At 55.0% G+C, this 13711-nt stretch carries 5 protein-coding genes; 4 read left to right on the forward strand and 1 reads right to left on the reverse strand.

What is annotated here, in order from left to right; genetic code table 11:
- Positions 1-102 precede the first annotated feature (102 nt).
- The 4 genes from FJ147_00665 (at position 103) to FJ147_00680 (ending at position 7420) form a co-directional block, all read left to right on the forward strand.
- Positions 103-1671, forward strand: coding sequence for a cyclic nucleotide-binding domain-containing protein (locus FJ147_00665; GenBank protein ID MBM4254389.1), 1569 nt, complete (start codon positions 103-105; stop codon positions 1669-1671).
- 23 nt (positions 1672-1694) lie between these two features.
- On the forward strand, positions 1695-2768 hold the full coding sequence (locus FJ147_00670; GenBank protein MBM4254390.1) for a hypothetical protein: 1074 nt from the start codon (positions 1695-1697) through the stop codon (positions 2766-2768).
- 20 nt (positions 2769-2788) lie between these two features.
- Positions 2789-6781, forward strand: coding sequence for an FHA domain-containing protein (locus FJ147_00675; GenBank protein ID MBM4254391.1), 3993 nt, complete (start codon positions 2789-2791; stop codon positions 6779-6781).
- A gap of 141 nt (positions 6782-6922) precedes the next feature.
- The gene (locus FJ147_00680) at positions 6923-7420 is read left to right on the forward strand and encodes a hypothetical protein (protein MBM4254392.1); all 498 of its coding nucleotides are present in this window, start codon (positions 6923-6925) and stop codon (positions 7418-7420) included.
- A gap of 10 nt (positions 7421-7430) precedes the next feature.
- On the opposite strand, the gene FJ147_00685 is transcribed toward FJ147_00680, so the two are convergent.
- The gene (locus tag FJ147_00685; GenBank protein MBM4254393.1) at positions 7431-13700 is read right to left on the reverse strand and encodes a hypothetical protein; all 6270 of its coding nucleotides are present in this window, start codon (positions 13698-13700) and stop codon (positions 7431-7433) included.
- Positions 13701-13711 lie beyond the last annotated feature (11 nt).

Here is a 13711-nt window from a genome sequence, read left to right on the forward strand (position 1 = left end):
CACAACGACGAAAATGAAGACGTTCTCTTTTGCACACTTGAGATCGTAAATGTCTCTTGTTACGTTAGGGCGCTTCCTTCATTTTCCTCAACGGTAGAACATATGCCATTTACTGAATCTGCTGGGCAGCATCGCCCGATATTTTATCATCCCTCTGGTGACACCGCGCGCCAGATTACCCTGAACGCGCGGGAAAAACTGGATTATTTTACCCGCCTGCCAATCTTTGGCGATGTGCTTGATGAACTTTTTGAAAAGATGCGTCCTGTCCTCATGCCTGACGGTAGCAAACAGCGACGTGACATTTACGTCCGGGACGCGCTGGTTGAGAATGCCGATTTCTACGAAGTGCCAGCAGGGACGGTCATCTTTCAGGAGGGAAGCTTCGGCGAGCATCTCTTCATCGTCCTCAAAGGAACGGTACGCACCAACACCAGCGTCTCGTTAGATAACGAACGTAAAGCAATGGTTCCGCTCGAAGACCTCAAAGACGGGCACTTCTTTGGTGAGATGTCTGCGCTCTCCATGAATTCCCATCTCATCACGGCTGAGGCGGTGACGCCGACACTGTTGCTCCTGGTGCCGCAGTTTATCGTTCAAGAACTCGCAAAAACTCAAGATGCGTTCCGTGGCCCGATCATGCAAGAGTATGTACGACGAGCAGTGCTCACCCTGCTTCGTCGTATTCCGATGCTGCGTTTCACCTCCGACAACGACATCACACGTCTCCTAGAGAAAGTGGAGTTGAAGACGTTTGAAGCTGGCGACATCATCTTTGAAGAAGACGATCCACCAGACGACTTGTATGTCATCCATCAAGGGTTCGTCAAAATCTCGAAGCGCGGCGAAGCCCGACAGCGCATTCTCAGCTATCTCAGTGAAGGCGATTGCTTCGGCGAAATCGGCGTCCTGAACAATGCCCCACGCGCAGCAAGTGCGACAGCCATGAGCCGTACGGAGTTGCTGGTCGTGCCAGGTCCACAGTTCCAAATACTGGTCAATGCCAACCCACAAGCGATCCAGGAAAGTCGCGGCGTTGCCAATCTACGTCGGTTAGATGCCGACATGGCACAAGACGTGACATTTATTGGTGCACGGTTGCAGTTCAAAGCCGAGGTGATGCCGAACCTGGATGTTCTCGCCATCGATGAAACCCTCTGCGTTCGTTGCGATAACTGCGTAAAGTCGTGTGCCGCCGCTCACGATGATGGCATCTCTCGCCTTATTCGTAAGGGAACGATCTTTCAGGAGATGCTGTTACCCACAGCGTGTCGGTTCTGCCAGGATCCCGTGTGCCTCTTGTGCAAGTCAGGTGGTATCAAACGCGACAAAGACGGAGATATCTACTTCACCGATAGTTGTATTGGTTGCAGCGGGTGTGCGCAACGCTGCCCGTACGGCAACATTATTATGGTCGACATCGAAGAGTTGGAGCATTTGACACCACCGACCTTAGCGGATCAGCTTTTTCATATCGCTGCCCACAAACGCGGCGAAACCGTTGGGGCTGAGCAACGCCCACGGTTGAAAAAGGTGCCGGTCAAGTGTGACCTCGATAAGGGCCACCTCTTTCCCGCGTGTGTGAACAACTGCCCAACCCAAGCCATTCGGCGCTACCGGGCCGATGAACTTGACGTCATCATCACTGGACAACGTAACAAGAAGTCTTAACGCCAGCAGGAGACGAGAAGCGTATGCGGTCACCCGCACGTTGGTATGTTATCGCTACCATATTAGTAGCTCTGGTCAACATCGCGTATTACGATCACTATACGGCACACTTGGTCGGGCCGCCGTCGGGCCGCACGTTTGAAGGGCTCGTTCTGGGGAATCTCGGGTTTGCGGCCATGATCGGTGCGCTGCTGTATAGTGTCCGCCGTCGCTTTCTCAGTCGCGCAATGAACGCGATCCGCGTTGATCCAGATGTACGACGGAAGATTAAAGAAGGCGAGCGCACCGCACTTGAACAGCTGCAAAACTTGCAACGCCAGGTCATGCAGAATGCCTCACTGACGGTTTCCGCAGTTCGTCGTCAAGCGAGCGCCATCCTGCGACAAACCGGGATGAAACGTTTTCTCTATGCCCAAGTGGATGCCGGTCCAGGCGGACGTGGTGTACGGTTGGCCATTGGTCGACGCGAGTGGGGAGGCCGTTTACAGACCTGGTATTACTGGCACTTGATGCTTGGCCTCCTCTCGATCTTGCTCATTCTGACGCACGCGGGTTTTCGTTTCGGTAATCTGGTCGCCGTCCTCGCTCTCATCTGCCTGATTGGCGTCGTAGCGACAGGGACTTGGGGCTACATCATTTATCAACTTGTTCCCACGGCCTTGACCAAGGTGGAAGAACGAGTCGAAAAAACGCCAGAAGAGTTGCGCGATGAGTTACAAGAAGTGACCCAAGAGTTAGAAACGATTATCCAAGGCAAATCCCAACTGTTCAATGAAATCTATCAACAGGAAACCGCTATCCCTGGGGTGAGTCTCAAGCCATCGTGGCGTTGGTTGTGGGCACCAGCAGAAATTGCCCGCGATACGACCCGTCCGGATCGTCTACGTCTGATCGTCAAAGAAATTCCCGGCACCGAACAAGAAGATTTCCGCCAGATGGTGCGGTTACTCTTCCAGAAAGAGAAACTTGAAGTCTCACTTTACCCGCAGTTGCGGTACGACTATCTGCTGAAGATCTGGCTCAGTTTGCATATTCCGTTAACCGCTGGGCTGATGATCTTTTCACTCATTCACATTGTCTCGATCCTCTACTACTAAACGCAGAAGGAATAGCGGCCATGATCAAGCTCACGGTACAGACCGGAACAGAAACAGGGAAAGAGATCTCCCCCTCAAGCGATCCGATTATTCTCGGACGGAGTAGCACCTGTACGGTCGTGCTCCATGATGCCGCAGTGTCTCGTCGCCATTCCAGCATTGAACGGCGCGGTAACGACTATATCTTGACCGATCTCCAAAGTGGCAACGGGACGTTTGTCAACTCACAAGGAACGCGCATTACCGAGCCCTATACGCTGAAAGACGGCGATGAAATCCTCATCGGGAAAAGTCGTATCCGTGTAGACCTGTCGCTGCAGTCGCAGGAAAGTCCGGGGCCGCGCAACACTGCCAGTGCAGGACAACCCGCGGCTGCGACAGACGAATCCACTCGTATTGCCCAAGCACCGCCACCGGTCAGCCCAACCCCACCGGTCAGTCCAACGCCGCCGACTGCAACGGACGGTCTCAATGCCGTTCATCAACCAGACGTGCCGATCGTTGTGACTATCGTTGGTGGCCCAAACCGCGGCATGGTTTACTCTCCGGCACGAGAGGTTATTTCCATCGGTCGTGCAACAACATGTGACATTGCCGTCAATGACTCTACCGCTTCTCGGGTGCATGCCACGATTAAGCGGGAGGCAGGGAAATACCGCCTGTATGATAACAATAGTGTCAATGGTGTGTATTTAAGCACCCCGCAAACTCGCGTCTATCAAACCGACCTCGCTGATGGAGATACATTTTTCGTTGGCCAGAACCAATTTCGCGTCGAAATCCATCTTACGCATCCCCCTGTATCCTTAGAAGTTGGCAGTGAAGAAGCCATGCGCATTACTGGAACCGTCGGCGGCAAAAACTTTACTTTCACCCTGAGCGCGCTCAGCGGCGGCACACGAGCAACGCAGATAGTGCCAACCGATGAAGCAACTCGCGTTGCGATGGCACAAAGCAGTACCCCACCTCTTGATGAAGCAACCCGTTTTGTTAGGCAACCTGCGGTTCCACCAAAGCAACCGACGAGCGCGGCTCCGGCTGGTCCTAAAATTTCCCTACGGGTGATCGAAGGAGCAGATCAAGGGACGGTTTTCACTCCTCTTCCTGGTGTGGAACGTTACACCATCGGTCGTGGCGAACAAGCAACGTTTCGTCTGCAAGATCGCGGAGCATCACGTATTCACTGCGCAATCGAGATTTCCCCCGCTGGGTTTTTCCTAGTCGATGATGGAAGCCTGAACGGGACGTTTATCGGACAGAACACCGAGCGTATTACTCGTGTGGCTCTCAAGGGCGGCGAAGAAGTCTTGCTGGCAGACACTCGGTTCAAGGTTGAGATCACCCTTCCTGAAGGTGCCGCAGCCGCCGCTGAGGGTGCCGATGAAAAGACCTCGTATGTTCCCTATCATGCGCCAACTCCACCAGCCGCAACACCGGATGCACCAGTACCTGTGGTCGTTGAGCAGCCCGCCACCGAGAATGTCAGGTCACGTTCGGCGGCGTTCAAAGATCGTTTAGCTATTATCGCTCGGCAAAGTGGAGTGACGTTACGACCGTTCACAGTTCCCGGCACTCCTCGACAGTGGGCCACATTTGCCTTGATGTTGGTTGCAGCCCTGAGTTCGTATGGCTTCGCGGTGCTCGGACGGTCTGACTATTTTGCCGGTGGTCCAATTTCAGAAAGTCACGCCAAGCTAGAGAACGGCACCTTTGAACAGCGCTGTACAGCGTGCCATCCCACTTGGGGTCTTCAACCAGTCAATGCCACCTGCGCCGCCACGGACTGTCACGCTGATGTATTGAAAGTGAGAGACGACCGGCGTGACGATTGCGTCAGTTGTCATACTGAACACCGAGGCCGGACCTTCGCGATCAAAGGCGGAAAAGAGCAATGTTGGAGTTGTCATGAAGCAGGCATGAACGTCCGTGCGTATGCCTCACGTCCGATGGGAGTGTATCACACGCAAGTCTTTTCTGTCGCTGAACAGCTGATCCCACAACCCGGAAAAGTGCCGACGCAAGGGATACAACCGGCAGCACTCTCCACCGCACGAGAGACCTGGCAGAAAGATTTCTCTGCGCAGCCGACTGGGCTCAAGTATGCACACGCTCTCCACAGCGCGCAGGTGTTAGAGAAAAACAAGAAGCAGGAGCAATGTTTGGATTGCCACGTCAAGTTATTAGACGGGCAGTTTGCGCCATTCCCCACACATGCTCAGTGTATCGATTGTCACAAAGAGGTTGCCAACGTCGATCCCCAGATCGCCAAGAAGAGCGCCTCGAAAGATTGTGAGTTGTGCCACACCCAGGCCGACGGGGGTGTGACCCATGTCGCACGAAATATCAACTACGTCGTCTTTCAGCATAACGATCATGGGCAAATGCGCTGTGTTCAGTGTCATGCGGTTGTGACAAGCGAGACTGAGTATCGCCCGGTCCTCCGCTCTTCAGCAGCATATCCGATGCCGATGGACGCCTGCTATTCGTGTCATGAAGAGAAGAAAGTAACGATCGCCTGCTTAGATTGCCATCGACAACATCACAGTTATCCATCGACGACCGAATTGGCTTGGGGTTGGTTTGGTGGTCTGTCATTGAACGGCGTGCTTCTTTCTATGCTTGGACTCGTAGGTGCGACCGGTGCCTATATCTACGCAGACATGCGCCTCGCTCGACGATGGCTGGCGTCATTAGAAACGGCTACGCCACCCCCCGCAAACGAAGCGGCACCAGCAGCAGCAGGACACGACGGGCATGAGGGAGAAGCGGCACCAGCAGCAGCGGCACCAGCAGCGGCGATCCCACCACCTACTCCGAGTAGTGAGGGAGCCCTGTACCCCTATCCGACAATTGACTCCGACGCCTGTCTGCCATGCGGTACCTGTTATGACTCATGTCCCGGAAAAGTACTGGCACTGTCTCCAGCGACACACAAGGCTGCGGTTGTCACTCCTGGTGCATGTCGGTCACTCACCGAAGGCTGTACCATTTGTCATGAGAACTGCCCGACCGGCGCGATCCGTATCTCGCCTGTGCCGATCGTCAGAAAATCTGAACGACCGGATATTGACCCCAACAGCGAAAGTCACAATGTTCCGGGCATCTTTTTGGGCGGAGAAATTCTGGGCAACGCTCTCATCAAAAAGGTCGTCAATCAGGGCGGACAAATTGTTCGTTACATCGATACTCGTAAACCGCGGATTCCTGAAGCCCAGTACGACGTTATCATCGTCGGTGCTGGTCCTTGTGGACTCGCTGCCGGTCTCGAAGCCAAACAACGTGGTCTTCGGTACGTGGTGCTTGAACGCGAGAGTTTGGCGAATACGATCCAGAACTACCCACGAGATAAAGCCGTGCTCGCCGAACCAGTGCAGATGGCAGTCTACGGCTTGTTACCGATGAAAGATGCAACCAAGGAAGACCTCGTCGCACTGTGGGAAGACATTGTCCGCAAGGAAAGCTTGCACGTGAATACCCACGAAGAGGTCAGCGAAGTCAAGAAGAACGGCAACGTGATAACCGTCACCACGAATAAAGGCACCTATCAGACCGGGTATGTGATTCTCGCCTTAGGTGCGCGGGGCAACCCTCGCAAACTCGGTGCAGCGGGTGAGGATCTTCCTAAAGTATCGTATAACCTCAACGACCCTGCAGAATGGCAAGGGAAGCACGTGCTGGCCGTCGGTGGCGGTGACAGCGCCATTGAGGCGGCAGTAGCGATCTCCAAACAGCCAGGGGCCACGGCGACAATCTCGTATAGAAGCGGGGCTTTCTCGCGCGCGGCAGCACGAAACGTCGAAGCCATTAAAGAACAAGAAAAAGCCGGAAAACTGAAAGTGTTATTGAATTCTAACGTCACAAAAATCGAAGAGAAACGGGTCTCAATCAAAGCAGGGAACGAAGTCCACGAACTCGACAATGACGCCGTGTTTGTCCTCATCGGTGCTGATCCACCAAAGGCCTGGCTGGAAAAAATGGGGATAAAATACGTGATTGTTGAGAAAACGATCTAAGGCCTCGCCACCTCCCCCGTACAAATGCCGTAGGGACGTCGCAGACGACGCCCCTACAGTACCCACCGTCTGACAATAAAATACTTCTAGAATAGGCCGATAAAGTAGGGTACAGTAATTTGCAGTACAAAGAGGTATCGTATGAACCTGTACCGGATCGCCACTCTTGTTATCGTGCCGTGGTTGGGCCTTTTGACAGCGACATCCTCTTCGTTCGGGGAAACATCACAGCCTGCTACGGTTATTGCAGCCTCACCAGAACAGGCCCAACAACAAGCTCCATTATTCACCTTTTTGCAGGGCTATTTCTCGTCGTTAGCCCAAGGCGAGGTGAATAAACTGGCCCAGTACCACCCCACCCTGACGACAGAGCAACTTTCTACTTTGCAAGGCTATTTTTCTCACACGATTCGTGACTTACACATCGATGTGCGCAATGTACAAGTCCAGCTCACGGCGAATACCGCTACGGTCTCGTTTTTCCGCACCGATCGTTTTATTGATCGCCTCACAGAACGACAGATCGAAAAGAGTATTCAATTGTCGACTGTTCTTGAATATGGTGCAAATGGGTGGCGGCTCGGCGGCCTTGATCAGGTCGCGTTTGCCTTAGTGCCGCGCACCACTCAGGCGGGGTAGACAAAAAAGCCTATCGCGTGCGAGCAACACGCCCGCCATTACTTTTTTCTAACTTGACTTCTTTCGGTGGCAGGGCAAGAGTCTTGCCATCTATCGTGTCAACTCGGATGAAGCGGACCACCGCACGGTTCCCTTCGTTGCGGACGCTCACATCCCGGAACGATACACTGTAGCTTTTGTACCCCTCCAGGATCCCACGAAGTCTGGTCGCGTCCTGTGCTGAGATTTCGCCGAGCTGCACCAGGGCATCCGTATTTTTGTTTTCCCATGCCGGGCGATAGATGGTTTCCAGCCAGTTCATGGCTTCTCTATCACTGGGAGGTCCGGCTTCCTTTGCCCGTTCAGTTTCTTCGCGTTGGACCTTCGCCAATCGTTCCTCTTCCGCCAGTCTCGCGGCTTCTGCTTTCCGCCGCTCTTCCTCTGCAGCTCTCTGGCGAACGGCCTCTTCTGCTCTGCGCCGTTCCTCTTCCGCTCGTGCAGTTTTCTCTTGTTCAGCTCTCAAGCGCTCAGCTTCTGCCTTTGCTGCCTTCTCTTGTTCCGCTTTCAACCGATCGGCCTCCGCCTTTGCCGCTTTCTCTTGATCCGCCTTGAGCTTTTCAGCTTTGGCTTGTTCGGCTTTCACACGATCGGCTTCCGCTTTTGCCGCCTTTTCTTGTTCAGCTTTGAGTCGTTCCGCCTCGGCCCGTAGGGTCTTTTCTTGTTCAGCTTTTAGGCGGTCAGCTTCCGCTTTTGCCGCTTTCTCTTGGTCCGCCTTAAGCTTCTCAGCTTTGGCTTGTTCGGCTTTCACACGATCGGCTTCCGCTTTTGCTGCTTCCGCCTTTCGCCGATCTTCCTCTGCTTTCTGAGCTTTGGCTACTTCTTCAGCTTTGCGGCGATCGTCTTCTGCCTTTTGGGATTTAGCTACCTCCTCGGCCTTACGACGTTCTTCCTCTGCTTTCAATTGGTCGGCTTTGGCTTGTTCAGCTTTCAGACGCGCCTCTTCTTCTTGTGCTGCATTCGCTTGGGCGGCCTTTCGGGCTTCTTCCTCCTGCGCCTGCTGAGTCGACGGTTTCTGCGGGTTAACTGACTCTCCTCCTCGGCTGAAATAAAACCCTAAGGCAGCAACAACGACAAACGCGGCGATACCTGCGACAACTGGCGAAGATTGACGCGCAGGAGAAGGGGCATCCACGGGAACGGGACGACTGGTACGCTCGCCTTCCGTTGTTGGCCCCTGATCAAGCAGCGGATGGACTTCTGTTTCTTGCTGCTGCAATGCGGAGAGAAGTGCAGAGGCTTCATTATAGCTCGCGAGCGCTTGTGGGTAGCGTTTTTGCTGAAACGACTGATCGCCTGTAGTGATAAACTTCTCAGCTGACTTTTTCTGTTTCCCTTTCGCAGTCTGCGTTTGTTGTCGCAGCTCGTACGCGCGAGTTCTTGCACCCTCGGCTTCATGCTTTTGCCATGCAACCTCAGACTCTTGGCGAATCTGTTTCCAGCGCGAAACATTACGGTCAAACTGGTCTCGTGCCGCATCAAACTTTTCGTCGGCAAGCGCCTGCTCTGCCTTATGCAACTCAGACATCGCCTCGACATGTTGACCAGGAAGAAATTCTTCACTCCTGACCGCCTGGGCCTCTGCCTGGGCTGCAACGGCCCGTTTCTGCGACTCTGTCGCGGCTTGCTTCGCTCGGGCAAGCCGGGCAATTCCCAATGCCTGACCAAACAACTCTCCTGCTTGCGCTGAGAGCGTAACCGATTCCTCGAATTGCTTTGCAGCTAACGCAGCCTCCGCCTGCTCTCGCACTTCCTGTGCTTGTCGATAGAGGTCTGCAGCATATTGTGGAGCATGCACGGCGTCAGCTTCGCGTTGACGTCCTTTCGCTTCTTGATTAGCCAAGAGGGCACGTTGCTGCTGCTCCTCTACTTCAGCTTCAGCTTGCGCGTACTCATAGATCTGTGCAGCCTGCGCATAATGCGCGCGGGCTTGCTCATACGCCTGTGCCTGCCACGCTTTCTCACCTTCGGTCTCGGAGGTTTGCGCTTCTTTCCACCGGGCTGCGGCAAAACGAGGAGCTAGGGTGCTGGCCGCTTGTTTTGCCTGTGCGGCTTGCTGCCGCACAACATCGGCCTCTTCCTGAGCAATTTGTTGCTGCACCGCCTGAACGAGCTTGATAAACTGTTGTTGCGCTTGTTCGTAATTCTGGCGGGCTGTAGTGAAGTCATCTTTTTTTTGCGCAGCCTGGCCACGTTCGAAAAGTCCTCGAACCTGAGCAAACTCGCGCGGGAAACGTTGCTCGGCAGAACTCTGGGTTGCGGCAGATCCTGCTTCTTCTGCACGTTGCAGAGCAGCAAGCATTTCCTGCTTAGCGTACTCATGCTGTGCCGTACCCTTCGCCTGCACAAAGAGTTCTTCTGCGTGGCGATACTCACGTGTAGCTTGACTAAATTTTTGCTGTCGTTGGTGGCGACTCGCTTCATCGAGAGCCGCCGCCGCCTGGTTAAAATCCGTGGCCGCATAGCGTGGGGCATCAACTTCTTCGGCTTGCTTCTTCGCAGTACCAGCCTGTTTTTCTGCCGCAGCGGTTTCTTGTCGGAGTCGTTCCTGTTCTCCTGCTGTCGCTGCCGTCGTGTATAACTGCGCCGTCTGTGTGTACTGCGCCAGTGCGTTTTCGTAGTCTTGGTCTGAGAACGCTCGCTCGGCATCGGCTTCTTGCTTCTGCGCGGCCTCCCATTGTGCGTTGGCCCATTGTTTCAGCTCACTCGCGTTCTCTTTCGCCTGCAGCATCTGTTGGCGCGCCGCTGCAGCGTCTTCGCGTGCAGCCTCAACGTCTGCGTCACGACGAAGACGCAACAGTTGCTGACGAGCCTGTTCGTATAAATCACTCGCTTGGGAGAAGTCTTGTTGTGTTTCCGCTTGTTGTCCCCGGACAACTACCTGTTGAGCACGAGCAAACTCTTGTGCGAAGCGTGAGTGGACTGCCGCTTCAGTGGCTGCAACCTGAGCAGCTTCCAATCGCTGACGCAGGGCAATGACAGCCTGCCGCGCTCTTTCTTGTTGTGCATCGTGCGCAGCTTGTGACCACAGTGACCGTGCTTGTGCAAACGCTTGGCTGGCATCGTTCCAGTGCTGGGCGTGCATCTGTTGTTCGGCCTGTTGAGCAGTCTGCGCCCCTTGCTGAAAGAGCGCCGTAGCGTACCTTTCCGCCTCAGCTCGTTGCGCTTCAGCGCGAGCTTCTTCCGCTTGTTGCTGCGCATCGAGTGCGCGGCGTCGCTGCCGCTCGATCTCAGCTGCGTGTCGAGCCTTCTCGGCCTCTGTTCGCGCTTCTATGTAACGTTGCGTGACGCGATCATACGCTTCTGCTGCTTTCGCATACTGCTGGGCTTCCCAGGCGGCGTTCGCTTCAGCTTCTGTTCGTTCCGCGTCAGCCCATTTCGCTCCGCGCCATTCAGTGAGCCCCGCCAATCCATTCCTAGATTCAGCCGCACGTTTCCGTGCGGCTTCCGCCTTTTCCTTCTCAGCTTGCCGAAAGGCTTCGCCCCCAAGACGCTCCCAGAGTTGACGTGCTTGCTGATAGGCCTCGCTTGCCTGAGAGAAATTCTCTTGCGTTTCCGCTTGGGCCGCTTGCTCAACAAGGTGTGAGGCTTTAGCAAAATCCGTGGCAAAGCGTTGTGCAGCCCCGGACTTCTCGGCAATCTGCCGTGCTTCCGTTGTACGTTGTCGAGCGCTTACGGCTTCCTGTCTGTGACGTTCCCGTTGCGCATCGTCAGCAGCTTTCGCCAGCAGCTCTGCCGCGCGCCAATAGCGTTGAATCGCCGCCCGCAATTCTTTGGTGCGAATCTGTTTTTCAGCGTCGCTCAGTGCAGCAAGCCCATCGCGCCACAACTCAGCAGCGTAACGCGTTGCTTCGCGTTGTTCAGCGCGCGTTTTTGCAGACTGCGCTTGCTGCTGTGCATCACGGACTTCCTGTTGTAATTGTTCTTGCTCAGCGTTAGTGCGTGCTTGGGTATAAGCCTTCGCAGCCTGAGTGTAGAGATCCGTAGCACTGCGATATTCTTGCTTCTGGTAGGCCTGGTCCGCACGCTGCACACGTTCACGCGCCTGCGCCCAGTTCTCCTTAGCCCAGGCCTGCAGGGGCTCACTCCCCTGCACCACTTCTGCCATTTTCTGCCGCGCGGTATCAGCCTGCTCACGGGCAGCAAGCACGGCACATTCACGCGCGAGTTGTTGAAAGCGCTGGGCGGCCTCTGTATAGCGGTGGCGAGATTCGCGATATTGCTCTCGCTTTTCGTGCTCTTGTCCCTCGGCAACCAAGCGTTGAATCTGTTGGTAGGAGGAAGCCGCGCGTTCCTTTGCTTCCGCTTGGTCAGCTTGCACTTGGGCTTGTTGCAGCTGTTGCCGGACTGCAGCAGTAGCCTGTCGATCTTGTTCGGTAGCGGCTTCTTGGGTGGCTTGCTCATAGCGATCGCGCGCCTGCAGATACGCCTGCTTGGCCTTGTCATACGCCTTCGCTTGCAACTGCGTGTCACCTTGCTTCTGGAACAAGGTAGCTTGCTGATACAACGGAGAGGCAAGATCGCGCGCCTGCGCGTCTTCAGCTTGACGCTGTGCTTCTTTGGCTTGTTGTTGGACGGCGACGGTTTCTAACCGTTGCTGTTCATTGACTGCCTCTTGTTGCGCACGCTCATATTTTTGCGCAGCAGCAAGATATAACTCACGCGCTTGGGTAAATTCTTCATGCGTGATTGCTGCACTTGCCCGTTGTTCTTGATCTGCAGCTTCACGAAAGAGGTTAGCGGCAAGTCGTGTCGCACCTTGCTCTTCCGCCGCCGCTTTTGCAGCGGTCGCCCGCGCATGCGCTTTCTCTGCTTCGTCTTTTAGGGTCTCACGGTACGCTTGCTCGCGAGCATCAGCGAAGGAACGTGCAGCTTCACTATAGCCGTGCGCCGCGTGCTGAAAATCACCTTTCTCAAGAAATTCATCAGCTTGCGATTCCAGGGTGAGGGCACGCGCGTATCGCGTGCGCGCGTGCCCTCGTGCGCCGTAGTGCTCAGCCTCTTCCTTGGCGGCGGCCATGTTACCCCGTGCCTGCTCGGCTTTCCGTTTGGCTGCTGCGGTTTGCGCTTCTGCGGCTGCCTGGGTGAAGATCTGGATGGCCTCATCGAATGCTTGTTGAGCTGCGGTAAAGTCCTTGTCCCGTAAGCTCTTCGCACCGTGTCCTTCCGCCGTCATTCCTTGCTGAAGCAAGGTGGCAGCCCATTCTGACGCACCGTCACGAGTCGCGCGTTCGCGTGCCTCACGCGCTTGCGTCTGGAGCGACAAAATACGACGACGCTCCCGTTCTTCTTCAAGTTTGCGGATCTGGTCTTCGATATCGTCGTCAGCCTGTGCCTCTTGCTTTTTCTCTTCTTTTTTTCCCAGCCCAGAGAGAATCAGCGTACCGGTGTCTTCTCCATCAGCGCTCAAATTCCGACAGCTCTCTAGCGCTTGCAGTAGTTCCCGCATGCTGTGGTAGCGATGGGCACGATTTTTCGCGATCGCCCGCGTCAACAGGTCAGCAAACGCGGCAGGCGTTGGGCGATCAAAGTGCGGCTCGTTCTCTTTGGTATCGTACAAGACCTTGCCCAGCACGGCATGTTCATCGAGCCCGCCGAAGAATTGCCTACCGGTGCACATCTCATACATCACCATACCCAGCGAATAGACATCCGCTCCACCGTCAAGCTGCTCATGGCGCAGTTGCTCAGGCGAGGCATATTTCAAGGTCCCGATCACCATGCCGGTCTTGGTGGAATCGCCATCGCCCAGTTCCTTGGCGATGCCAAAGTCCATCACCACCACGCGTGACGAATGGTCCTCAATCATGATGTTGGCGGGTTTGATGTCACGATGGATGATCGGCGGGGTATGGCCGTGGGCATAGCCTAGGGCTTCAGCGACCTGGCGCGAGATACGCAGAATTTCCGGCAGCGGCAACGGGCCTTTTTCACGGATGTATTTTCCAAGCGTCACCCCCTCGATGTACTCCATGACAAAGTAGTAGAGGTTCAGAGTCTCATCGCGCTCGATATCAAGGACACGAACGATATTGGGATGGTTAAGCCGAGCCATGACGCGCGCTTCCCGATAGAAGCGGTTCACCATGTCTTCGTTTTCCATCAAATACGCAGGCAGGACCTTGAGGGCAGAGATGGTGTCGAGGGCGGTGTGGCGAACTTTATACACCAGCCCCATGCCACCTTGACCCAGTTGGCCAACAACCTCGTACTTGCGGGAAATCACCATCGGCTTAGTTGCCATGGGTGGACTTC

Source organism: Deltaproteobacteria bacterium (assembly GCA_016874775.1).
GTDB lineage: Bacteria > Desulfobacterota > Binatia > Bin18 > Bin18 > VGTJ01.